This window comes from uncultured Varibaculum sp. (assembly GCF_902489465.1).
In the GTDB taxonomy this organism is placed as follows: domain Bacteria; phylum Actinomycetota; class Actinomycetes; order Actinomycetales; family Actinomycetaceae; genus Varibaculum.
The window spans coordinates 18570-41207 of sequence record NZ_CABTZZ010000016.1 but is presented as its reverse complement, the minus strand read 5'-3'; the positions used below and the strand labels follow the sequence as shown (position 1 = coordinate 41207).

The window sequence follows — 22638 nt, the reverse complement described above, 5'->3', positions numbered from 1 at the left end:
GTAGGGGCGCAAAGCCGCTATCCGCAAAGCCCGCCAATCAGCCGCGGCAGCAAAAACCGGAGCAACCAGACTGTATCCATCCTCTGTTTCTCGTGGCCAAGAAAGCTGCTCCCACTCCGTAAGTAACTGGGCGCGAACTGCGGCAGTCTTTTCCACCGGAACTACCCCCAGACGCGCGGGGTAATCCTGCCCCGGATGAGCCTGAGAACGGGAAGAATAGGCGGTGCCACCAGCAGTTATTCCCGGCCAAGGGTCTGTCCAAATCTGCCCAAACTGTGCCAGCACTTCCTCGGCTAGGCTGGGGGCGAAAAAACCCCAAACCGCGAGCTCCGTGCGTACGGCAATCTCCACCCGCGACATGAATTTCATGGATTCTAAAAACTGCGCCAAAGCCAGCGCATCCGCGGTAAACAGCCAAGCAACCTCGCCAGCCCAAACAATTCCAGCCGCAAATCTGACCCGGCCATTGGCATCCAAGAACAGCATTTCCCGGCTCTCCCCCGCAGCCATACCGGTTACCACTTGTGAAGATAGGGTGGTTAGCCAGGAGGGGGCGTCCGGGCCAGACACGCTGATGACCTGGAGCCCGGTTTCCGCGATCCCGTGTCCGCAGCGCAACGCCACTTGGTTGTCTACAAAAGTCACTATTAGGCTCCTTCTTCCCGGCTAATGTCCGGATTCTCCTCGTGCGGATCAGCAGCTTCCTGGCCGCCTGCAGTCTGCCCGGTATCTTTCGCCTCGTTGGCCTCCGCGGCCTCCTCTTTATCTAGCTCTTGCCGCGGATATTCCCCAGCGGGTAAAGACGTCACCCCGGGGGCGCTCAAAGTCTCCTCTCCTGCGGGCAGGCGCAATAGACGCGCCGAAAAATCAGATTCGGAATCTTGGCCTGGAAGCACCGAATCTTGCGCCCAGAACAGTTCCGAAGAAACTAATCCCATCATTCGCGAAAGCTGCTCAAGGGGCGCAGGTACGCGCCGGGAAGAAAGCATAATCCGCGGCCCCATAGACACCGCCTCCCAGGAAACCTCGGCGGTGTAGGGGCCGCCAGCAGAAGTCAGGCGGGAACGCGAGCGCGCCTCTTGCTCACTATCGGCCGGAGCGGCGGCAGTTACTCGCCAAGAAGTATCCTCCCGCCAAAGCAAAGCCCCGCGGCGCAACTGCGATAGGCCGGTAGCCGCATCCGCCTGCATATCCGGTTTTTCGGCGACCGGCTCTGCCAACCAGGTGAGGGTGGCTTGCTGCAGACTTGTTCCGGTGGCACGAAAAGTAGTTTCTTGCCAAATAAAGCATTCTTCCCGCTCTGCGCTTTCAGTTTCCGTTTCTTTAGGCAAACGCGCGGTTCCCCACCCTCGCCAAGATCCCAGTAGCCACGCCAGGGGGATTAATTCTTTCGCTAAGCCTAAAGGTAAATCCATCATGAGCTACAGCCTAGTAGAGTAAGTAAGGCACTAGCTATAAAAGTGACGCAATTGGGCGAAGAGCAAAACCGGGAGAGAATCGAAAATATGGAAGATTCGGCAACCAAACCGCAGGTAACCCCGAGCGGCGCGAACCCGTCTGCGCCAACAGACTCCCCTGCCCCTATCGGCAGAAACCCCCTAAAAAGCGCGTCCGGCTTGCCAAATGTGGCTACTAAACCTCCCCAAAACGCGGTTTCCCCCATAGCTGCTCGCAACTGGTGGGTAACGCTACTTGCTGCCCTGCCTCCCCTAGCGATGCTTTTCTTCCTCTATTGGAACCCCTATTTGGCGGTACTTACTGCCGCCGCGGTGACCATCGCGGTCTCCCTAACTTGGGGCAACCTCTCTCAGGCGCCCAGCCCGGGGCGAACCGGCTTAGTGGTGGTAATCGCCGGAATCGGCTGCCTCCTGGCCGCATTCTTAACCAATAATCTCACCTGGGTTCCACTGGTACTTTCCTGGTGTGTACTGGCAGCTTTTATCGCCGAAATGACCCGGGGAAAACATCGCCCTTTAACTACCTGGTCACTAGCTAGCACTATCGCTGGATGTGCCCTGGTAGCAGCAGGATCCGCCTGGGGTCTGGTCATCGCCTACCCCACTATGAATCTGCTGGCAATGGCAGCACTACCCGCCATGGGACTGGCTTGCCTAACCTTGGCACTCCCCACCAAATATGCCAGTATCCGCTGGCTATATTGCTCTTTAGCCGGGATCCTCGCCTCGGGCTTGCTGACGTATTTTGTGCTCTACCAATACTCAGATTTAGCCCTAGCGATTCCTTTTGCCTACCGCAATCCTGCCTTGGCGATCTGGATCATGACTGTGGGTTTAGGATTCCTATCTGGGCTGCTGGTCGCCTGTATCAACGTGCTATTTATGGTGCCGGCAGGCAAAAACTACCGTTGGCGACAACTCACCTTAGCTCTCCTGCCCACCTTGTTCATCGCGGTTCCGATCTACTCTTTGGCGCGCCTAATCACCGGATAATCCGGATAAATACGCGATTACCTCTGGCAGAGGCATACGGCGAAGATAGAAAGCAGCGAAACTCTCGCGAGGCACGCAACCCTGATATCCGACTGCTTCACAAACGAGGGCGTGGGTACGTTAAGCGCGGAAAACAGGAAAACCCCGCCCGGTAAACGCCCATTAAAGGCCGCCTACTTGGGCAGGGAAATCCTTGAGAGTAGCTAGTTTTCCTCCGGGATCATCAAGATAGAGCCACAAGGACACTCTTCAGCGCAAATCCCGCATCCCTTACAGTAGTCATACTTGAACTCGTACTCACCCGGTTTAATCTTCTTGATGGCGTTATCAGGACAAACCCCGAAACAGTTATCGCAACCAAAACAGTTGCCACAAGACATGCAGCGCCGTGCCTCGAATAGGGCAGACTCTTGATCTAAGCCTTGCACTACCTCGTCAAAGGTCGAGGAGCGCCGGGCAGATTCAATCTTGGCGCGTACCCGGTGAGGAGCATCCGCGTAATACCAGTTAGTCAGGCGATCATAGGTGGCATCCCCAGTCACCGGAGGCTTGTGGTATTCGGTGCCGTGCAGGAAAGCATCAATATAGCGGGCGGCTTTCTTGCCGTGGCCAATCGCTACCGTAACCGTACGCTCGGAAGGAACCATGTCCCCGCCGGCGAACACACCGTGACGCCCGGTCATCATCTGCGAGTTAACCTGGACGACTCCCTTTTCGATTTCGATATCGCGGGCACGCTCTACCAGGCCCAAGTCAGATTCCTGACCTAGCGCCATCACCACCGAGTCAGCGCCGAGTTCTTCAAACTCGCCGGTAGGCTGGGGGAAGCCGTTCTCGTCCAGCTCCATTTTCTCTACCGTGAGCTTGCCGCCATCAATATGTTTAATGGTGGACAGCCACCGCATCATCACCCCTTCTTCCTCGGCTTCACGCACCTCGGAATCATGGGCAGGCATCCGGTCACGGTTACGGCGATACACAATCACCGCTTCTTCTGCGCCCAGACGTTTGGCGGTACGAGCAGCGTCAATCGCGGTATTACCCCCGCCATAGATCACAACTTTCCGTCCCACCATCGGTTTTTCTTCGCCTTCCATTTCGGCGAGCATCTGCACGGCGTCCATTACCTTAGCGCTGGCACCGGCAGGAATATCAGCGTGACGACCTACATGCGCCCCCACCGCCAAGAATACGGCATCGAAGTCATCGGCCACATCGTCAACATTTTCGACTTTGGCATTGAACTCGAAACGTACTCCCAGGTCTTCGATCCGTTTAATCTCGGCATCTAGTACCTCACGCGGCAGACGATACTTGGGAATCCCAAAACGCATCATCCCGCCAGCCATGGGGCCAGCTTCTTTTACGGTAACTTCGTGACCGAGACGGCGCAGGTGATAGGCAGCAGACAGCCCGGAAGGTCCTGCCCCCACTACCAGTACGTGTTTACCGCTGGGAGCCGCATCTATAGTTACATTCCAGCCCTCTTCAATGGCTTTATCGCCCAGGAAACGTTCAATCGCGTTAATCCCTACGGCTTCATCCATTTGCCCGCGGTTACAGGCAGTTTGGCAAGGATGGTAGCAAACCCGCCCCATAGTGGCAGGTAGTGGATTGTTTACCATGATTTCGCGCCAAGCGGCCTCGTAGTCGCCCTCTTCGGCGTGGTATAGCCATGCTTGGACGTTTTCACCGGCGGGGCAAGCCTTATTACAGGGGGGCAGCATGGATACATATACTGGACGTTCAGTACGCCAAGAACCGGTTTCATTCGCCAGCGACGACCCCACATTCAAAGTCACCGCCCAAGGAGCGGTATCTTCACTGCGAATCTCCGGAGTGGGCAGAGCAGTTTGACTCATTTAGTTATCCCCCTTTGAAGCCGAGTTTCCGGCAATATGACGCATCGCGGAAGCAGAAGTTGCCCCAGAAGTCGGGCGGTCATCCGCAGAAAAAGCGTCGCTTTGGGTACGTTTGGCTTTCGAAGCCTCTTCGATAATGCGTTGGGTAAAGCGCCCCTCGGGGTCTTCACCCGCCGCCAGAATCCGCTCCAGTACGTCCTCATCCAGTTGTTCCGGATCGATGAGGCCGTAGCGGCGGATATTACGATCCGCGATTTGTTGCATCCGCTCCAAGACCTCTTCTTGCCCTTTCTTAAATACGTGGGCGAAGCGGCGTTGCGGACGCATATATTCGGTGACCGGCACCGGGCGGCGCAATTTGGTAACCGAAGTGATTTCCCCGTTCTCGGCCTCGTAAACCGGGAACAGTCCGCATTGGGTAGCTAAACGCGCCAGGCGAATAGTCAGGTTAGAAGCAGATCCCCAACCCAGCGGGCACGGCACCAGTACGTGAATATAGCGAGACCCGTGGAACTGCATGGCTTTGCGTACCTTGTATTCCAGGTCGCGCAAATCCGCGACGGTGGCGGTAGCTACATAAGGAACCTCGTGTGCCATGGCGATTCGCGGTACATCTTTACCCTGGCCAAACACGTTTCCGGGGTTTTCGCCTACCGGCTGGGTGGTAGCAGTGCGGGCAGCGGGCGGAGTCGCCCCGCTTCGCTGCACCCCGGTATTCATATAGGCGCCATTGTCATAGCAGATATAGAGGACGTCGTCGTTACGTTCAAACATGCCTGACAGGCAGCCCATCCCGATATCCACGGTGCCGCCGTCACCACCCTGGGCAACCACTCGGGTTTTCTTGCCCTTGGCGCGCAGCGCCGCCGCTGCCCCCGAAGCTACTGCGGGAGCATTGCCGAATAGGGAGTGTACCCAAGGAATCGTCCAAGCGGTTTCGGGGTAAGGAGTAGAAAAAACCTCCAGACAGCCAGTGGCGTTAACCGCCACCAGGTCTCGATCGGCGGCATCCATCGCGGTGTCGAGGGCGTAACGCGCACCCAAGGCTTCCCCGCAGCCTTGACATGCGCGGTGACCGGAAGTTAGCGAGTTGATCCGGTTCGGGTCAGACTGGACGGAACGATAATCTAGTTCCGCGAGGCGATTACCCACCGCATAGGAGCCTACCTGGTAAAACTTTACATTTTCGCGTGCCGGAATCGCGGTTTCGGCGCTTTCGCGAAACTGCGGTGCCGGAAGCGGAACACTCATAGTTGCTGACATGGCCTGCCTCCTAAATTCCGCGCGCCGCATTGGCACGCTGAGTGGCGTGACGTTGAATGTTTTCACTGATCGGACCAGAACGCCGGGTGGATTTTTCCCGTTCCAGCTCCGCCTCAACCAGTTCTTGATCCAGATCCAAGAAGGTTAGGTGTTCTAGCTGATCGGCGGCTGCCTGATCCAGCACCTGTTCCAGGGAACGCTCCGTGATATTGCGTCCGCCCAGACCGGCGATCACTTCATAGTCACGAACTGATTTGCCGGCTCGCGAAAGCGCAGAGCGACAATGAGAAGCTACGATTCCCCCGATACCTAGGGAGAAGGCTTTCTCTAGGCACACAAAGCGCTTGGCACCCCCTAAATACTTGGCTACCTGCTCGAAGGGGAAGGGTCGGAAAGAACAAATCCCCAGCACCCCGATTTTTTCGCCCGCTTCGCGCCGCTGGTCTACTACGTCTTTAATGGTGCCCAGCACCGAACCCATCGCCACGATGACGGTTTCCGCGTCCTCGATCCGGTAGGGACGAACCAGCCCGCCGGAATCGCGCCCGAAAATGCTCTTGAACTCTGCTTGTACTTTGGGTATGAGCTCTAAAGCTTGCAGCTGTTTGACGTGTTGGAGGTACTTTACTTCGGTGAACGCTTCCGGCCCTACCATCGCGCCAATAGTAATCGGATCGGCTGGGTCGAGGACGACCCGGGGAGTGTAGGGAGGCAGGAACTTTTCTACCTGCTCTTTTTCCGGAACATCTACCTGTTCAACTGCGTGGGTCAAGATGAAGCCATCCATACACACCATTACTGGCACCGAAAGCTCTTCGGCGATCCTGAACGCTTGTACGTGCAGATCCGAGGCTTCCTGGTTGTTCTCAGCGAATAGTTGCAGCCACCCGGATTCGCGTTGGCTCATAGTGTCGGAATGGTCATTCCAAATGTTGATAGGCCCGCCGATAGCCCGGTTAGCCACCGTCATTACGATGGGCAGCCCGAGTCCGGCAGCGTTATAAACTGCCTCTACCATGTAGAGCAATCCCTGGGAGGCAGTCGCGGTATAGGTACGCGCCCCTACTGCCGAAGCCCCGATGCAGGCCGACATGGCTGCGAACTCGGATTCTACGTTAATATATTCCGCGCTGCCCATCTTGCCTGCTTTAACCAGGGCAGATAGAGCCTCCACTATGTGGGTTTGGGGGCTAATCGGGTAAGCACTGACAACTTCCGGGCTGCAGGCGGCAACCGATTGCGCAATAGCTTGCGAACCTTCAATCTGTTTTAGCACGTTACTTGGCCTCTTCTTTCATCGAACTGACCATTTCGTAGGCGGCGACCGCGGCGGCCACATTGCCTTCACCGACTTTGCCGTGGAAACGGTTTTGAATCGCCTGGGTAACACTGGAAAGGCGCACTAACCCGGTGAGGGCGGCTGCTCCCCCCAGCATTACTGCGTTCGGTAGCGGACGACCCAGGTGTTTCTTGGCGATCTCGGTAGCCGGTATCATCACCACGTGTCCTTGCGGGTGGGCGGTGATTACTTCCTCGATCCCCAGTTCAGCGGCCGACTTGGCCGAGTTTACCAGCGCGAAACCGTCTGGTTTCAGACCCGAAAACACGTCCATAATCGCCAGTAGGGTTGCATCTTGCACCACCACCAAATCGGGTTCCTGAACGGGTTCGCGGGTACGGATTTCTTTATCTGCAATCCGGCAATAGGAAACTACCGGCGCACCGGTACGCTCCGAACCGAAAGAAGGGAACGCCTGCGCATGATGCCCATCGGTGAATGCCGCATAGGCAATCAGATCAGCAGCAGTTACGACGCCTTGGCCACCTCTGCCATGAATACGAACTTCAGTCATACTTTTACCTTAGGACTGCGATCTCAGCTAAGGGGCATTTAATTGTTAAATTGCCATTACCAGGGAATTTAAGTTTATGAGGTTTTTTAACTGATAAGGGATTCCCTGACGCAAATGTATCTTAAATACCTGAGCGCATATTTATCCCGTCAGAAAAAATGTGACCTAAGTGTTATTAGTAGTTCTTATCGGCACTTTTATATCTAAACGAGACCAAAATGCTACCGCTTCGTGAGCGTCTATTAAGCACAATCTCATCTGTTCATAGTACGGTTGCCCATGTGCAAAATGCGTATGAAGCCGTTAAGCCCGAAGATTTAGGGGGCAAAGACGAGGTCAAACCGGACGGGACGCCCTCAGGGGCACACCCGGTACGCAGCACAATTCCGCAGCCTTCCTCTAATACGCCCGCCCCTTCAGAACCCTTAGAGGGCGAGAATCATACCCCCTTGGATAGTAAAGACCGCCCGGACGCGGCTCCTCGCGATGCCAGCTCCGATCCCCCTATCCGGCGTTCTCTGCTGGTTAGAAAACCACAGGGCTTCAGTGCCGAGGACGGTGCTTCCGCTACTATCACCGGCGGGGTAACTGCCGTCCCCAACACCGGTAACTTGCAAAAGATTCATGCCCCCTTGCTAGGGGAATCTAACGCTGACAGTCCCCCGCCTAGCGACCAGTTGGCAAAATCTGCAGAAGATTCCCGGAAAGGCGAAAAGCTTTCTGCGCCCTCGGAAAAACTGCAAGTACCGGGAGTGAAGGCTCACACCTCCCGCTTTCGCCGGGTAGTGAAAAACGATTTTTCGCAGATAAAAAAGCCACATAAACGCGAAGACGATCTCCGTATCATCTACCAGCTTGATAAAAAATCAAACCGCTGGGGCAAATGGGCACGCAACGGTTGGATGCCGACGCAAGAGGGTGCCTATGCGATGGCGCTGCTACCCTACTGGATTGGAGTGGTAGAGTCTTCGCTTCATCCAGTTCATTGGCTGGTATTTGCACTGTGGATTTGCGGATATTTCGCCTTTAATGCGGGGGGACTCTGGTTGCGATCCCACCGTAAAGATCGTTACTTCACTCCATTGCAAATTTATGGTGCGATAACGCTAATTTTAGGGGTCATCAGCCTGCTGGTAGCACCTCCGCTGCTGGAGTGGACCCTAGTATTTTTCCCGCTAATCGTAATCGCAGTGGTCGAATCAGTTCGCCATCGGGAACGATCTTTATTGGCACGCACCAGCACCATTTTGGCAACTGGCGTCATGAGCCTAGTTTCCTACGATATCGGTACTCAGTTTTCGCGATCTTTCGCTGCTATTCCCTGGTTGGAACACACTGCTACCAGTAATGTTGACTGGGTGGTATCTCCTACCGGGAATCTGCAAGGTTGGGGCTGGATGTTGGTAGTAGCTTGGGTGGTTACCTCTTACTACTGGTCAACTATTCCCTATGTGCGTTCTTTGGTTCGCCGACGAAATTCGCAGCCGTTCTGGTTCTTTTCGATAGCTGCTCATGCAGTACTAACTGCGGTTATTCTGGCATTATTCATTCTAGGTTGGGTTACCTGGTGGCATCTGTTGGTTTGGGTGCTACTGCTGGCGCGCTCGATTGCGGTGCCGCTATTGCAAAAGAAATATCCGCAAGCACTTACGGTATCGCGGATAGGTTTTGCGGAGATAGCGGTGGCGATGCTGATCATTATTACTTTACTGGTGTAACCCCATTAAAAGGCGGAGATAAGCCGTTTTATGGTTCTAGGATTTGCCGGACGCGGAGCTTCCATACGTTGCACTACAAATGATTGTGCCGTGGCTTTGGTCGTCCTATTAATCCCCAAGTTGTGGTTACGCGTTTCGATGAAACGCGCATAGTCTCCATCTCCTGACCGCTCCCATGCCTTCGCGACCTCACCATATAGTTCTTTAGCATGATTGCCTCCTACACTGTGGTAGTTCTTATAGGTTCGCACCGTGGTCAGGTTGGGAACATTGGGATTTCTCTGTCCGTCAAGCCGGGGCACAATATCGGCAGAGTTTTCTAGAGAAACCATATGGACTCCTGGCGCCGGACGATAATTGCCGGTATTAGAACCCAGGGTTACCACGCTTTTTATATTGTATTTTTTTGCCAAAGCGGGATTTGCACCTAATTGTGCTGCCACCGCCCCTCCTTGCGAATGACCTATCAGTTCTACCGGTTGCCCGTGGCGATACCCGGCCTGATCTAAGGCTCTAGTCACCGCATTGGTCATATCGGAGTTTCCTGCCCTGCCCGAAGCATTAGTTTGCAAATTAGTGCGCATATCTTGAGGATTTGCCCCAGTAAGAGTCCAAACCTGGGTGCCACGGATATCTACCCGCCAAGCAACCCGATTACCGGTACGATATTTGACTACCCGCAACTCGCCGTGGTCGGGAAACGCTTTTGCTTGATTAAATTCGCTGACCAGTCCAGAAATGTTTAAGGGAGCGGAAACTTTTTGAGATTTACCATCGATTTTGGGGGCTACCCATAGCGAACCCGGTCCTTGAAAAGCGGCAATCTGCTGGGCGAGCCGGGCGGACAAGAACTGCACTATCAACCCGTTGCCGTTTTCACCCTGCTCCTTTAGGGCTGCGAGGAAAGAATTCTCGCGGTGCCGGTCATTTTGTGAAACCCACAGTGCAGAATCGTCTAAGGACTCATCAGATTTTTTCCATAACAGCACTCCCGGAAGCAGACCGAAGGCTAGGAAATTGGAAAGCACATCTAATGAAGAAACTATCTGTCGTGAACGCGCCTCGCAGTTTTCGTATCTAGCTGCAGCCAGCAGCAAGTTATTTTGTAGCAAACCTATCCGGAGAGAAAGATCTATCGCTGATTCCGCAAGCATCTGCAACGCGGAAACCAGTCGCTGCGTTACCGAGATCTGCGGCAAGGTGGCAGCGGAGTTTGCTGCCTGACTGGCAATCCGTCTGACCTGCAAAATTTTTTCTAAAACACTGTTTAAGCTGGCCGCATTAGCGCGAATAACCGCGGTGTTAATACCCAGCTGGTGACCGCCAACTACGCTAATCGGTAGGGAATGATCATCGGAGGACATAGTTACTTTCCCGCCTGCTGTAAGGCTAGCAGCGCCAAGATTGCTTCCTGGGCTAAGCTATCCGCCGCTACGGCGGCTCTAGCTAGCGCAATCAGGTGCTGCTCGTCACGCCTCAAAGTTCCTTGTGCAGCTGTAGCTGCATCTGATGTCCACTGTTCACGCAAATCCATCCCGGCCACTTCTCCTGCGGCACTGTCTGCCACCAGCGCCGCTTGTCGTATCTCCTCGCTAATAGCGGCAGCAATCGCCACCTCACTTGCCATTTCCTCTCCTTCCTAGGCTGCTTGCGAATCTAGCGGAGCCATAGTTCGCGGATCGGTTTACAAATAACCAAGTTAGGAAAACTTCCTGGTAATCCCGGCTGTGCAATATTGATGCGAGTGGCACTAACGACACTGCTGGAGGTATGGGATAACATAAAACACATGGTGAACTCCCAAGACAGCCGCCTGAAATCCGGTCTTAAACTGCCTTCTAAGGTTGGAGACCCGGTGATTGTGGTCAACCACCTGACCAAAGATTATGAGTCGGGAGCCGGCAAGGTACGTGCTCTGGATAGTATTTCCATCGGGATTGCTCGCCGCCACTTCACCGCGATTATGGGCCCCTCCGGGTCTGGTAAATCGACTTTTATGCACTGCCTGGCGGGGTTTGAATCCGCGACTTCCGGCTCTATTAAAATTGACGATACCGAGATCGTAGGGATGAACCAGCGCCGGCTCACTCGGCTGCGCCGTGATCATATCGGTTTTATTTTTCAGGCATTTAACTTAATCCCCACGCTAAGCGCGAAAGAAAACATTGTTTTACCTTTCGAAATCTCACGTCGAAAATTTCCCTCAGAACGCTTCGAACAGGTGGTCGCGGCATTGGGGTTGCAAGATCGTCTAAATCATCGTCCCTCAGAGCTTTCAGGCGGGCAACAGCAGCGAGTGGCTTGCGCTAGAGCTCTCCTCCAAGATGCGGTGGTACTTTTTGCAGACGAACCCACGGGAAATCTAGATTCTGAATCCTCGGAGCAAGTACTGCGTTACCTGCGTAAAGCAGTTAACGATTTTGGGCAATCAGTAGTGATGGTAACCCACGAGGCCGCGGCGGCCGCCTATGCTGATCGCGTCCTGTTTCTATCCGATGGCAAGATTGTGGCCGAACTCGATAACCCAGAACGCGAACGGATATTGGCGGCTCAAACCAAATTACCGGCGTTTATGGCCGCGCATTCCCTACCTAATACCGCGAATGGTGCCAGCCAATCACTAAAGGATAGCCCGCAATCTGCCTCATTCTTGCCGGCTGGAACCAAATCAGGTGCCTGGCCAGATCACGAAAAAATGCAGGCGCGCCTCGCAAACTTACAGTTAGCTCGAGGCGCTCAAGTTGAGCTACCGCCTAGCCCCGCCGCCTCAAATAAAGTTGGGGGCATAGATGCGGGGGCATTACACGCACTAATGGGAGCTGGAAAACCGGTAGTACCCGCAGAATTGCGTACCCGGGAGGGCGCGCGACGAGCATTGGCTAAGAAGCGGGAGACGGCACCAGAAAAGAAAAATAACCCGCCGGTGGAAGTAGCCTCGCCTAGAAGCACCGCTAAACAGGCCGAGCCCGCCGCCTCCAAAATGCCCGTTACCCGCTTGAGTGGCAGCGTGCGGGAAACTCGGGATGAACGCGGTACTACTTGGCAGGGATGGACTCCCAAACCGGGATCGAAAGCTACTAAAGAAGAAAAACCGAGGCAACACTCGTCCTCAAAAACCGTGCCTAAGCCGGAGCCTGCGCGCTCGCCCCGCCCCCACACTCCGGCAAAACCGCCTGCCTCCACACCCGGTGGCTTCAAGGCAAGCAAGGCTGCTGCTAGCGCGCCCAGGAAGACTGACCAAAAGACTGATAACCAGCGCTGGTCGGGTCTTTATTCAGTGTTTTCCAATCCGGTAGCGGAAACTAGCGGATTTTGGGAGGACGCAGAGGATGCCTCCGCCTCCAGGAAAACTTCCAGCACTGAAAATTCTGAGCCCACAGCTATAAACGATTCCCGGGCAAATGAAGCAGCCACGAAAAAGACCCCGGGCAAGCAGACAGGTGGCGCTGCCCAGCCAAAAGTCACCGCTAGCAAGGCAGGAAGCAAAAAATCTGCGGGGAATCAAATGCCGCCAATTGAAGCCAAACCGAGTAAATCGGTACCTCGCACCCCGGAAGATACTTTAAATCAGGAAAAGCAGCGTTTGCTCGCCATGATTAAGAAGGCGGAAGCCCTCCTTGATTCCTCGCAGGACGCGATCGATTCCTTTGAAACTCCTCAGGATAAGGCATGATTAGGATAGCTTGGCGCAACCTGTGCGCCCACCTGCGACGTTTTCAAATGTCGCTACTGGCAGTGGTGCTAGGGGTGGCTTTCTTATCAGGAATTTTTGCGCTGCGCGCTACCCTTGCCGATTCTTATGATTCCTTGATCGCCTCTACCAACACTTACCAGTATTACCTGGTAGGAAAAATGCAGGGTGAAAAAGGGGAAGGGCAGACTCCCGTGCGAGAAAGCCTGCCCCTAAAGACCGTGCAAGCAGCAGAAAAGGTAGCAGGCGTAAAGTATGCTGATCCTTATTTAGTGGATGTGTGCATGCTGGCCGACCAGGACAATAAACGTCTGGGGCAAGCAGGACAAGTCTCCGTTTTGCAGGTGCTATATCCGGGTCACTCCCCCCAACCCCGCTTGCTAAAAGGACAAGCTCCCCACGGTGAACAAGAAGTCGCCCTCGAAGAATCCGCCGCTAAACGTTTAGGTGTAACCACCGGGAAAAAACTAAAAATATACGTTTCTAGCGAAGGTAAAACCGCTACGGTCAGCGGGATTTATCGATTCCCCAACCCGGTTGCTTTCACCAACTATGTTTTTGTCGATGCCGATGGCTTCGTGCCTCTAACCCAAAAACCTCCGCCGCTAGCCACGAATGCTATCGGTATTACCGCTGAAAAAGGGGTGTCCTCCCAGAAGCTGCGTACCGCGCTTAACAACGAGTTTTCTAAGACTGCGGAAGTAATGACCCAGTCCGAATACAACGATGAGATAAATGCGGCAGCAAATAGCTCCCTCGATTTTGTCAACGTATTTTTACTGGTATTCGCGGCAATCGCCCTATTTGTGGGGACATTTATTATTACCAATACCTTCCAAATGATGGTACGTGCCGAGCAATCGCAGTTTGCCATGTTGCGGGCAATCGGAGCTAGCGGGGGACAAGTGTTCTCGATTGTGGCTCTACAAGGCCTACTAGTTGGTATCCTCGGCTCCGCGATCGGGGTGGGAGCCGGATATCTACTCACTCGCCTGGTGTCCTGGGGCTTGGCGAAAGCCGGTTTCGAAGCTTTACAAATCAGCTGGTCCTGGTCGATTAGCCTCCTGGCTTTAGCAGTGGGCATTATCGTGACGGTAATCGGTTCCCTCTGGCCAGCCAGATCAGCGGCACTTACGCCTCCGGTAGAGGCAATGCGGCAGAATACTCAAACCCAAAAACCAGTATGGCCGCGAGCCATAATTGGGGCGCTGGTGCTGGCGCTCGCAGTGGGACTACTGGCGTGGGCTTCTTCTGATAGCGGGCAAAACGGCCTGTGGCTCGGGATTGGTGCCGCCTTATTTTTGCTGGCCATGCTAATTTTGGTTACTCCTTTATCCGCAGCAATCATTAGGGTCTTAGCCGGACTTATTTGGTGGCTGCGTCCTCATGCCCGCCTGGCGATGCGCACCTTAACTGCCAACCTGCGGCAAACGGCCGATACTGCCGCCGCCCTCATGATCGGGGTTGCCCTGGTAGCAGTGGGAGCGACTTTGGCTGCCTCTACCAAGGCCTCTACCGAATCGGTAATAGATGAAAAGATAAACACAGATTTGGTGGTGAGCACGGAGCCAACAGTGGTTTCGCTTTCTCCCAGTCTTTTGAACGAAGCCGCCCAGGTATCTGGGGTAAAACAGGTAGACCTGATGACTGGAATCGGGCTTTTTCGGATTACGGTTCCGGGGAAAAAACCCGAGCAAACCATGATGCAAGTGACCTATCCGCAGTTCAACCGCTACATTAAGGTAACCCCAATTAGCGGTTCAACCGCAGACTATTTCTCGCAGTCACTGGAAACTCCTAGGGCAATTGTTTCTCGCGCCTGGGCTAAATCTAGAGGGCTCGTCCCCGGGGACAAGATTGAGATCAGCGGGATTCACGGGCAAGAAATAGTTACTATCGCCGCCACTATCGACACCGAATTAATATTCCTGGATGTAATGGTGCCTCGCTCCCTGGCCACCAAACTAGGTGCAGAAGCAGCCGATATTACCACCAGTGCCTCCATTGAACTCGAGGATGGGGCTGACCTGGATAAAGTACAACGCGAGGTGCAAAAAGTAGTTTCCAACAACCCCTTTATGGTGGTGCAAACGCATCAGGAAGCGGCAGATAGAGTGGCAACTACGGTGGATCAGGTTTTGTCAGTCCTGTACGCACTATTAGCATTATCCCTGATAATCGCAGCTTTAGGGATTATGAACACGCTATCGCTTTCGGTGCAGCAGCGCTTTAGAGAACTAGGGCTAATCCGCACTGTGGGGCTGTCGTCCCTAGGGCTATCTCTGATGATTACCGTCGAGTCGGTACTAATAACCCTGGCAGGTACCCTCCTGGGAATAGGCGGTGGAACCGCGCTGGCAGTGTTTGTTTGCCGCTACCTATCCGATCGTGGGATCAGCATTATCGAGGTACCCTGGGCTTCGCTCGGGCTGATCTGTCTACTGGCGGTGCTGGTAGGAACGATTGCCGCGCTAGCCCCGGCACGCCACGCCCGGAGATTACCGGTCTTAGAGGCGATCTCCGCTAACGATTAGCGCCTAGAGGCAATATAGAAACCCAAGGCTCACTTCAGCATGCCTTGGGGATTACCGGTGACTAAGCACCGGCGCGAGCTTATCAATTAAACCAATCGTCATCAGTCGCGGACGGAATATGATTACGCCAATCCTCGTAATCGTCGCCGTTATCCTCTTCGGCTTGATCACGTTGTTTAGCCTGCAGCTCACGCTGCAACGCTTCATAGTCCGTCTCGGGACTGTAGTACTTTAACTTACGCGCTACTTTTGTCTGTTTAGCCTTTTGACGGCCGCGCCCCATGGCGTGACCCCCTCCACAATAATCACGGATACGTTAAACGCACCCTAAAACTTCTAAAATGTTCTGTATAAAAAGATACCCCATTACGGGCGCCAAGACCATTTGAGCCGCCAGGTGAGGTTAATGACACCAGGTGGCGATAACAATAGTCTTACTGTTTAAATAGCTGGGCTTTAGAGTTACTTTAGTATCCGGCGCACCAGCAGCACTCCTAAAGCCAAGGCTCCCCCAGCAGCTAATGCCACCTTTCCCAGAGCCTCTGGTTTGCCGGTACTGGCCTGTTGTACCGTATCTTGAGCTTTATCCGCTAAGGCACGCGCCTTCTTTTGGGCATCGGATTTTGCCCGCTCTACATTAGCTTTCGGGGAAAAATAATCGGAAAGTTCCTCTACGGTGCCACTTAAGTCTGCCCGGGCAGCCTCGAGATCTGCCTTAATCTGACTTTCGCTACGTGCGGTCATATTATTCCAAGCCTTTCTTTACTGCTGCGATACCTTCTTTTATACCTTCTTGAGGGTCGGGCTTTTCAGACATTCCTTTTTGTAAAGACGCCTTGCCTACCAGCGCCAAAATCAACAGCAGCACCAAGAGGATAGCGGCAACAATCAGTTTCGCCGCCCATACCGGTACTACCAGTGCCAGAGCCTCGGCTGCTGCCCCAAACAGGAACCCCAACATATAGAGGGCGAGCACCCCAGCTACTACTAGGAGCGCAATTCCCAGCCCGGAACGCTTAGCCATATTTGCGGCCTTAACTTTAGCCAGTTCAATCTCGCCCTTTACCAGTGCCTGCACCTGGTCGGATAGTTTCGATACCAGATTTCCCAAATTAGGACGGGCAGATCCAGTCTTTGCCACCGCCGAAGCTGCCGGTTTGCTGGCAGTCGCTTTATCGCTGGCATTTTCCCGCTCAGTTAGCTGCGGAGATACATAGCGTGGAACGGTTTCGCTGCCCCTATTCGAAGTGCTATTAACGCCGGCCTGGGAGCCGGCAGATCCCTGAGGCGATACTCCATCTTGAGGCGAGTGGTAACCGGGAGTTGCCGGAACTCCCGGAGTCGCCCGGTGTTCCGGCGGAGTTCCAGGTGCCGAATGATATCCGGGAGTAGGCGGTACCTGCCGCTGTGAATCTGACATTTTCAAATCGCTCCTATCAATTGCTGAGAGCTGTTTCTTGTAATAACCATATTCTAAGCTATAGGTAGTTTCTATAGTTGCGCATAGTTTCCCCCTTAGCGAATCAGGCTACCGCGATGCGCTACTAGCTAAGCTCTACCCCCTAGCTGCGAGGGCGCGGCGAGGAAAACACCGGCAAATAGGCAGTTAAATCTGAGCCCACGCCGGTGGCGATAATCTTCTGGGTGTTTACGGCGTTTTCCCAGGTAAACGCCCCGGTGGCGAGACAGAGCCAAGTATCCGTATTCATTTCCACCACCGCTGGCGGGGTTCCGCGCCGATGCACGGTTCCCGCGCCAATCTGTACTGCCCCAAAGGGCGGCACCCTCACTTCTACCGCCTGCCCCGGATGACGCTGAGCTAACACTTGCAGGCTGTAACGAACCGCGGTGCCAGTGTCCGCCCGGCTGGCATTTCCTTTGCTCCAGGCCGCCAGAGCCGCCTGCCCATTCTCCGCAGAAATTTTTCGCCCCAAATCGGCCTCCTAAGTTACTAACTGGCGACACTTACTGCACCCTGACGGGCTTTACTAACGCTTTCAGCCCGCCACCCCTTAGGCTATAACCGATGCACAATCCACAGCCAGACCGGCGCCAACGCTACCGCGCACTTTACACCCTGCTTTCGGCGGCCGCCCTGACCTTACTGGCTTTGTCGATGCTCAATGTTTCCATCCCTTCCATGACCAAGGCACTGGGGTTAACCAGCAGCGATGTGCAATGGATAATGGCGGGCTATACCCTGATTTTTGGGATTGCCCTAATTCCGGCAGGCAGAATGGGAGACATTTGGGGTCACCGCCGCCTATTTGTAATCGGGGTAGTAGTGTTCGCCATTTCTTCTTTAGGCGCAGGTCTAGCTACCAATCCGCTAATTCTAATATTGATGCGCCTACTGGCCGGAATCGGTGCCGCCATCATCAGTCCCCAAGTATTAGGGCTGATCCAGATACTTTTCCACGGGGAAGAACGCACCCGCGCCTACGGATCCTTCGGAATGATTATCGGGATTGCCACCGCCATCGGTCCCACTATGGGTGGGGTACTAATCGCGCTACTGGGTACCAATCTCGGGTGGCGCGCCGCATTCTTAATCAATATCCCCATTTGCGCGGTAATTATTTTCGTCACCTACCGCACTATTGGCTCTGATCCTACCCGCACCGCCAGCGACACTCGCCTTGATTTACCGGGAATCTTTTTGCTGGCAGCAGCCTTTTTAGCGCTAATGTATCCCTTTATTGATGCCACTATGCCTGGTGGAGGCCTTGGAAATTGGCGCTGGCTGTTACTACCGGGCGGAGCCCTCGGTTTTCTGGGGTTTTGGGCACTGGAAAACTTCCGGGAAAACCGCCAGATTCCGGTAGTAATGCCCCGCTCTCTACTCCTAGATCCTTCCTATATGGTGGGTACGATAGTACTGACTGCATTTTGCGCAGGCTGGACGGCGCTATTTATTATTTACACTCTTTATCTGCAACAAGGATTAGGAATAAGCCCCTTGGTAGCTGGACTTTTACAGATCCCCTTAGCGCTAGGCTCGGCAATTGCTTCCGCCCAATCTTCCCGACTCACCCTCAAATGGGGTCGCGGGATTTTAGTGATCGCCTGCGCCCTCGTTATCGTCTCTTTGAGTGTTACCGTGCTAATAACCCGGACTGCTTCCCCCGGGAGCATCCCCTACCTGCTAATAGTCTCCATGTTCTGTTCAGGTTTAGGATCGGGAATTTTCTTCTCTCCCGCCCAAGCACTCTCGCTGCTTTCGATACCACCGGGCAGAGCTGGTGCGGCCGGAGGAATTTCCCAAACTGCTCAACGGGTAGGAGGAGCAGTCGGGCTGGCCGGCGCTACCTTAGCTTTTTACCTGCGGCTAGGTACCGTCACTGCCCCTGCCGGCAGTGAGCCTGCTCGAGCCGCCTACACCGGGGCATTTAGCTACGGAATGGCCGCGGTAGTAGCTTTCATCATTATCGCGTTCCTATTTGCGCTGGCTGATGCGTTGAAGCGCCGGGAAAATCCGTTAAAGTTAGAAGTGAAACCGCCGGAGAAAGAGAATGAATAAATGATGGCTTTGGTTATTGGCATCTGCTACCTCCTGCTGGCAGCCTACCTGGGGGCGGGACTGATCTTATTTCATCGTCACCACCTGCCCCGCGCCTCCCGCTGGGGGATTGTCAATACCGCCACCACTGCCAGCGATAACGCCTGGATCCAAGCTCACCGGGCGGCAGCTCCCCTACTGGGGGCTACCGCGGTGCTTTGCGTGATTAACGGGTTTGCCATCGCTGCCCTCACCGCCGACCATGCGATATCAGTGCAGCTTATTTGCGCCTTAGGTACCGTAATCTTTACCGGGATCGTTTACTGGTCGGCGCGCCGGGTCGCCACCGTGAATGCTAAGAAATCTCGTTAAAAACCCGCCTTAAGAGCGAGCCAGAAACTCTACCTCTACCTCGCAAGGGGCTCCTAGGGGGAGGGCAGCCACCCCCACCGCGGAACGAATATGGGGTTGGTCAAAAAGCTTCCCGAAAGTATCGGAGGCACCGTTGGCCACACTCGCCTGACCGGTAAAAGTGGGAGCAGAGGCTACAAATACGGTCACTTTAAGTACCCGTTCTAGGCGATCCACCCCGCCCGCCACCTCAGCCGCGGCGGCCAGGGCATTAAGCGCGCAAACCTGAGCTGCTCGATAAGCGTCTTGAGGACTAACTTCTGCCCCCACCAGACCAGTTGCCACCAGTTCTCCGTCCACTACCGGAATCTGCCCGGAGGTGCGTACCAGTAATCCGCTCTCACCCTCAAGGGCAATTGCGGGAGTATAGGCCGCCACCGGGCTCGCTACTGGGGGCAATAGCATTCCAGCCTCGGTTAAACGGCGAGAAACAGTCGACATCTTATTCACCGCGAGGACGTTTTAGATAGGCGACTGGGTTTTCCCAACCATTGGGGCCGGCAATTACACTAACCAGTTCCCAGCCGTCTTCTCCCCAGTTATCAAGAATCGCTTTCGTATTGTGCGACAGTAGCGGAATCGTCGCATATTCCCATTTAGTCATAGGTCAAGTCTAAGGGCAGCAAGGCGCCTAACGCACCCGCGCTAAAACATTCGGGGTGGTTGGTTGACGGAGCTCGGCAGCCAGTTCGTCATGGGACTCATTTAGCCATTGCCACCAATCGGTTACGTCCTCGTAGTGACGCAACATCGCGCGACGTTCCCTCTCGGTCAGGCCGCCCCACACCCCGTAGTTAGCTTCCGATTGCAAGGCATCAGCTAGGCATTCAAGACGTACTGGACAAGCGAAACAGCGGGTACGAACCTGTCTTTGCGCCGCTCCTTGTACAAATAGAGCATCCGGTTCCTGACCAGCACACAGAGCCCGTGCAGCCCATGTCTCATCCTGGCTAAAACTCATTATTCACTCCTTGAGCTCTCACGGCGACATTGCCTATATATGTGACCGTACCTACATTTTGCTAAAAACACAAAACGAAAACCAGGGAAAAACTTTACCTAAAATAATAGATAGTTATTGCCCACAATCTGCCCCTAACTGCCGACGAAGGTGCCCAATGGGCCTGAAGCCAAGTAGGCTAGGAATATGCAAAAAGGCACCGCTCGTTATCTGCCCCGTCAGCAGCTTCGTCGCACCCTAGCGGCACTGGCGGCTTTAATCGCACTGGCCGCAGTGCTCCTAGCCGGTCTATCCCTGCCCGTCGTGGGAGTAACGGGGCTAGCTGCTCGCGCCGGAATGAGCGCCCTCACCGAAATACCCAGCGAATTCAAACCCACTCAGCCCTCCCAGCAATCCGTGCTTTACTCTCGTGACGGCAAAGCAATCGCGCGTTTTTATGCCGAGAACCGTATCGTGGTCAAGCTCAAAGACATGTCCCCCTGGGTTCAAAAGGGAACCATGGCTATCGAGGATCACCGTTTTTATCAGCACCGCGGGGTGGATCTAGAGGGTATTGCCCGCGCCATTGTCAATAACTTAGCGGGGCGCGACACTCAAGGTGCGTCCACCCTCACCCAACAACTAGTAAAGAACACCCTAATAGACAAGGGTCTGCGTTCTGGAGATATGAACGAGGTTCGCAAAGCCCGCGAGCAGAGCATCTCCCGTAAATTGCGGGAAGCCAAGGACGCCCTCGCTATCGAAAAGAAACTTTCTAAAGACCAAATCTTAGAGGGGTACTTAAATATCGCCCCCTATGGGACTTCGGTTTACGGGGTAGAATCGGCCAGCCGATACTATTTTTCAAAAAGCGCGAAAGACCTGACGCTTAGTGAAGGTGCCCTGCTGTCTGGCATCACCCAGTCCCCCGCGAAATACGATCCCACTATCCACCCGGATTATAGCCAAAATCGTCGTGACCAGGTTTTAAAGGCGATGCTGCGCGAACAAATGATCTCCTACGATCAATATAAAGAGGCAAAAGCGGTACCGGTTCCTAAATTATTGAAGGTTTCTCCTGATCAACAAGGATGTGCAGCCGCCGGGAAGGCCTCCTTCTTTTGCGCCTATGCAGTCAACGAAATTTACAATAATCCTGCTTTCGGCAAGTCCCTTAATGACCGGCGACGCCTGTTGCTACGTGGGGGGCTGAAAATCTACACCACCATGGATTCCAATATGCAAAATGCGGCAACCGATACCGCTTTTAACCGAATCCCTGAGGCCGATGGTTCCGGACTGTCCATAGCGATTACCTCTATCGAACCGGGAACGGGAAAAATTCGAGCTATCGCCCAAAACACTCCTTACGGCAATCCCGCGAAGGAGCATCCGCGGGCAACCCAGAGCTCATTCGGGGTGGATAAGGCTCACGGTGGAGGCGCGGGCTTCCAGCCGGGCTCATCATATAAACCGGTAACTTTGGCTACCTGGTTTGATAATGGTTACTCGGCCTATTCGGTTGTGGGAGGGCGCACCGACTATTCCCCGCGCGATTGGAAAGTTTCTGGTAACTGCCCGGTACATGCTGGTCCCTGGCCGCTAAAGAACGCTACCGGGGGTAACAACTATGCCACTTCGGTTTTAGAAGGTACCCAAAAATCTTTGAACACCACCTATGCCGGGATGGCTACCAACCTCGATCTTTGCGATATCTATAAAATGGGCGAGAATCTAGGCGCGGTGAGTGGCGATCCTAATCTAAAACAGGATTTAGGTCCGTCCTTCATTATTGGGGCTGGTTCCGTGACCCCCCTAAACATGGCGAACGCATTTGGCACAATTGCTTCAGGAGGTACGCTCTGCTCGCCGGTAGCGCTCGAAAAAGTGGTGGATGCCGACGGTAAATCTTTCAAAGTTCCTTCGGGAAACTGTAAACGCACCGTTGAAGAAAGCGTAGCTAATAAAACTGCTCAGGTACTGGTATCTACCGCTAATAGCTATGGGGGACGGGTGAGTATAGGTCGTCAGGTGATGGCGAAAACCGGTACTACTAACGGTCCAAAAGCTGCCTGGACCGTGGGAGCCACCCCGAATCTGGCAACCGCGGTTTGGGTCGGCTATTCCCAGGGAGGTCCGCGCAACCTGACGGGATTGAGGATTAACGGTGCTTACTATGGGATCGTTTGGGGTAACACCGTTCCCGCCATGGCATTTAGGGAATACATGTCAGCAGCAGTACAACCTCTGCCGGCCACAAGTTTCCCGGCCGCCAATATCGGAGAGGGTAAAACCATTTCCCAAGGAGTGCAGCGACCTAAGCGTGCGCAACCCAGCGAAGAGCCCTCGCCCTCGCAATCACCTGCTACTACCACCACTGAAATCACTCAAACTCTTTATTATGAGGAAGATTAACT

General features: G+C 54.3%; 21 protein-coding genes and 1 pseudogene. 7 read left to right on the top strand and 15 right to left on the bottom strand.

Annotated features, from left to right (window positions below):
- Window positions 1–645: pseudogene (locus RDM26_RS04640) on the bottom strand (hypothetical protein); the annotation flags it as partial.
- Between the two features lie 2 nt (window positions 646–647).
- Entirely contained in the window at window positions 648–1418 is a 771-nt protein-coding gene (locus tag RDM26_RS04635; RefSeq protein WP_278605378.1) for a heme-binding beta-barrel domain-containing protein, read from the bottom strand.
- A gap of 51 nt (window positions 1419–1469) precedes the next feature.
- On the opposite strand from RDM26_RS04635, the gene RDM26_RS04630 reads away from it, so the two are divergent.
- Window positions 1470–2450, top strand: a complete 981-nt coding sequence (locus tag RDM26_RS04630) for a hypothetical protein (protein WP_307737845.1) — start codon at window positions 1470–1472, stop codon at window positions 2448–2450.
- A gap of 203 nt (window positions 2451–2653) precedes the next feature.
- Here the strand turns inward: RDM26_RS04630 and RDM26_RS04625 are convergent, their stop codons facing one another.
- Genes RDM26_RS04625 through RDM26_RS04610 form a run of 4 tightly spaced genes read right to left on the bottom strand, consistent with a single transcriptional unit; the run spans window position 2654 to window position 7428 of the window.
- Entirely contained in the window at window positions 2654–4312 is a 1659-nt protein-coding gene (locus RDM26_RS04625; protein WP_307737844.1) for an NAD(P)-binding protein, read from the bottom strand.
- Window positions 4313–5575, bottom strand: coding sequence for a thiamine pyrophosphate-dependent enzyme (locus tag RDM26_RS04620; protein ID WP_307737843.1), 1263 nt, complete (start codon window positions 5573–5575; stop codon window positions 4313–4315). It lies immediately after the preceding gene.
- A gap of 10 nt (window positions 5576–5585) precedes the next feature.
- A complete protein-coding gene (porA, locus tag RDM26_RS04615; protein ID WP_307737842.1) occupies window positions 5586–6851 on the bottom strand; it encodes a pyruvate ferredoxin oxidoreductase in 1266 nt (421 codons plus the stop codon).
- A gap of 1 nt (window position 6852) precedes the next feature.
- Window positions 6853–7428, bottom strand: coding sequence for a 2-oxoacid:acceptor oxidoreductase family protein (locus RDM26_RS04610; protein WP_307737841.1), 576 nt, complete (start codon window positions 7426–7428; stop codon window positions 6853–6855).
- 218 nt (window positions 7429–7646) lie between these two features.
- Between RDM26_RS04610 and RDM26_RS04605 the strand changes: the two genes are divergently transcribed.
- Window positions 7647–9146: a YwiC-like family protein gene (locus RDM26_RS04605; protein WP_307737840.1), complete on the top strand. Its 1500-nt coding sequence runs from the start codon at window positions 7647–7649 to the stop codon at window positions 9144–9146.
- A gap of 5 nt (window positions 9147–9151) precedes the next feature.
- Here RDM26_RS04605 and RDM26_RS04600 read toward each other — a convergent pair whose 3' ends face one another.
- Entirely contained in the window at window positions 9152–10510 is a 1359-nt protein-coding gene (locus RDM26_RS04600; RefSeq protein WP_307737839.1) for a lipase family protein, read from the bottom strand.
- A gap of 2 nt (window positions 10511–10512) precedes the next feature.
- The gene (locus tag RDM26_RS04595) at window positions 10513–10773 is read right to left on the bottom strand and encodes a hypothetical protein (protein WP_307737838.1); all 261 of its coding nucleotides are present in this window, start codon (window positions 10771–10773) and stop codon (window positions 10513–10515) included.
- 117 nt (window positions 10774–10890) lie between these two features.
- Between RDM26_RS04595 and RDM26_RS04590 the strand changes: the two genes are divergently transcribed.
- On the top strand, window positions 10891–12819 hold the full coding sequence (locus tag RDM26_RS04590; RefSeq protein ID WP_307737837.1) for an ATP-binding cassette domain-containing protein: 1929 nt from the start codon (window positions 10891–10893) through the stop codon (window positions 12817–12819).
- The gene (locus RDM26_RS04585; protein WP_307737836.1) at window positions 12816–15371 is read left to right on the top strand and encodes an FtsX-like permease family protein; all 2556 of its coding nucleotides are present in this window, start codon (window positions 12816–12818) and stop codon (window positions 15369–15371) included. The genes RDM26_RS04590 and RDM26_RS04585 overlap by 4 nt, the downstream gene beginning before the upstream one ends.
- 82 nt (window positions 15372–15453) lie before the next feature.
- On the opposite strand, the gene RDM26_RS04580 is transcribed toward RDM26_RS04585, so the two are convergent.
- The 4 genes from RDM26_RS04580 to RDM26_RS04565 all read right to left on the bottom strand — a co-directional run bounded on the left by RDM26_RS04580 (window position 15454) and on the right by RDM26_RS04565 (window position 17305).
- Window positions 15454–15654, bottom strand: a complete 201-nt coding sequence (locus RDM26_RS04580; protein WP_024060012.1) for a DUF3073 domain-containing protein — start codon at window positions 15652–15654, stop codon at window positions 15454–15456.
- A 179-nt stretch (window positions 15655–15833) separates the two neighbouring features.
- A complete protein-coding gene (locus tag RDM26_RS04575) occupies window positions 15834–16115 on the bottom strand; it encodes a DUF3618 domain-containing protein (protein WP_024060011.1) in 282 nt (93 codons plus the stop codon).
- A gap of 1 nt (window position 16116) precedes the next feature.
- Window positions 16117–16791, bottom strand: a complete 675-nt coding sequence (locus tag RDM26_RS04570) for a phage holin family protein (RefSeq protein WP_307737835.1) — start codon at window positions 16789–16791, stop codon at window positions 16117–16119.
- A gap of 142 nt (window positions 16792–16933) precedes the next feature.
- A complete protein-coding gene (locus RDM26_RS04565; RefSeq protein WP_024060009.1) occupies window positions 16934–17305 on the bottom strand; it encodes a sterol carrier family protein in 372 nt (123 codons plus the stop codon).
- Window positions 17306–17397: 92 nt separating this feature from the next.
- On the opposite strand from RDM26_RS04565, the gene RDM26_RS04560 reads away from it, so the two are divergent.
- Window positions 17398–18891, top strand: coding sequence for an MFS transporter (locus RDM26_RS04560; RefSeq protein WP_307737834.1), 1494 nt, complete (start codon window positions 17398–17400; stop codon window positions 18889–18891).
- Window positions 18892–19242, top strand: a complete 351-nt coding sequence (locus RDM26_RS04555) for a hypothetical protein (RefSeq protein WP_307737833.1) — start codon at window positions 18892–18894, stop codon at window positions 19240–19242.
- A 9-nt stretch (window positions 19243–19251) separates the two neighbouring features.
- Here RDM26_RS04555 and RDM26_RS04550 read toward each other — a convergent pair whose 3' ends face one another.
- From RDM26_RS04550 to RDM26_RS04540, 3 genes are read right to left on the bottom strand one after another with little or no spacing between them, the layout of a single operon-like run.
- On the bottom strand, window positions 19252–19722 hold the full coding sequence (locus RDM26_RS04550) for an Atu1372/SO_1960 family protein (protein ID WP_307737832.1): 471 nt from the start codon (window positions 19720–19722) through the stop codon (window positions 19252–19254).
- 1 nt (window position 19723) lies between these two features.
- The gene (locus RDM26_RS04545) at window positions 19724–19885 is read right to left on the bottom strand and encodes a DUF4177 domain-containing protein (protein WP_022864469.1); all 162 of its coding nucleotides are present in this window, start codon (window positions 19883–19885) and stop codon (window positions 19724–19726) included.
- A gap of 27 nt (window positions 19886–19912) precedes the next feature.
- Window positions 19913–20242 (bottom strand): WhiB family transcriptional regulator, encoded by a 330-nt coding sequence (locus RDM26_RS04540; protein ID WP_024060005.1) that lies wholly within the window; start codon window positions 20240–20242, stop codon window positions 19913–19915.
- Between the two features lie 186 nt (window positions 20243–20428).
- Here RDM26_RS04540 and RDM26_RS04535 point away from each other — a divergent pair, with 186 nt between their 5' ends.
- The gene (locus RDM26_RS04535; protein WP_307737831.1) at window positions 20429–22636 is read left to right on the top strand and encodes a transglycosylase domain-containing protein; all 2208 of its coding nucleotides are present in this window, start codon (window positions 20429–20431) and stop codon (window positions 22634–22636) included.
- Window positions 22637–22638 lie beyond the last annotated feature (2 nt).

What these genes read in the sequence shown, in the direction of transcription:
- RDM26_RS04540 (WP_024060005.1), bottom strand. Translation starts at nt 20,242, where the DNA reads ATGAGTTTTAGCCAGGATGAGACATGGGCTGCACGGGCTCTGTGTGCT.
- RDM26_RS04550 (WP_307737832.1), bottom strand. Translation starts at nt 19,722, where the DNA reads ATGTCGACTGTTTCTCGCCGTTTAACCGAGGCTGGAATGCTATTGCCC.
- RDM26_RS04545 (WP_022864469.1), bottom strand. Translation starts at nt 19,885, where the DNA reads ATGACTAAATGGGAATATGCGACGATTCCGCTACTGTCGCACAATACG.
- RDM26_RS04570 (WP_307737835.1), bottom strand. Translation starts at nt 16,791, where the DNA reads ATGTCAGATTCACAGCGGCAGGTACCGCCTACTCCCGGATATCATTCG.
- RDM26_RS04580 (WP_024060012.1), bottom strand. Translation starts at nt 15,654, where the DNA reads ATGGGGCGCGGCCGTCAAAAGGCTAAACAGACAAAAGTAGCGCGTAAG.
- RDM26_RS04585 (WP_307737836.1), top strand. Translation starts at nt 12,816, where the DNA reads ATGATTAGGATAGCTTGGCGCAACCTGTGCGCCCACCTGCGACGTTTT.
- RDM26_RS04635 (WP_278605378.1), bottom strand. Translation starts at nt 1,418, where the DNA reads ATGATGGATTTACCTTTAGGCTTAGCGAAAGAATTAATCCCCCTGGCG.
- RDM26_RS04625 (WP_307737844.1), bottom strand. Translation starts at nt 4,312, where the DNA reads ATGAGTCAAACTGCTCTGCCCACTCCGGAGATTCGCAGTGAAGATACC.
- RDM26_RS04605 (WP_307737840.1), top strand. Translation starts at nt 7,647, where the DNA reads ATGCTACCGCTTCGTGAGCGTCTATTAAGCACAATCTCATCTGTTCAT.
- RDM26_RS04610 (WP_307737841.1), bottom strand. Translation starts at nt 7,428, where the DNA reads ATGACTGAAGTTCGTATTCATGGCAGAGGTGGCCAAGGCGTCGTAACT.
- RDM26_RS04535 (WP_307737831.1), top strand. Translation starts at nt 20,429, where the DNA reads ATGCAAAAAGGCACCGCTCGTTATCTGCCCCGTCAGCAGCTTCGTCGC.
- RDM26_RS04555 (WP_307737833.1), top strand. Translation starts at nt 18,892, where the DNA reads ATGATGGCTTTGGTTATTGGCATCTGCTACCTCCTGCTGGCAGCCTAC.
- RDM26_RS04620 (WP_307737843.1), bottom strand. Translation starts at nt 5,575, where the DNA reads ATGTCAGCAACTATGAGTGTTCCGCTTCCGGCACCGCAGTTTCGCGAA.
- RDM26_RS04600 (WP_307737839.1), bottom strand. Translation starts at nt 10,510, where the DNA reads ATGTCCTCCGATGATCATTCCCTACCGATTAGCGTAGTTGGCGGTCAC.
- RDM26_RS04575 (WP_024060011.1), bottom strand. Translation starts at nt 16,115, where the DNA reads ATGACCGCACGTAGCGAAAGTCAGATTAAGGCAGATCTCGAGGCTGCC.
- RDM26_RS04560 (WP_307737834.1), top strand. Translation starts at nt 17,398, where the DNA reads ATGCACAATCCACAGCCAGACCGGCGCCAACGCTACCGCGCACTTTAC.
- RDM26_RS04595 (WP_307737838.1), bottom strand. Translation starts at nt 10,773, where the DNA reads ATGGCAAGTGAGGTGGCGATTGCTGCCGCTATTAGCGAGGAGATACGA.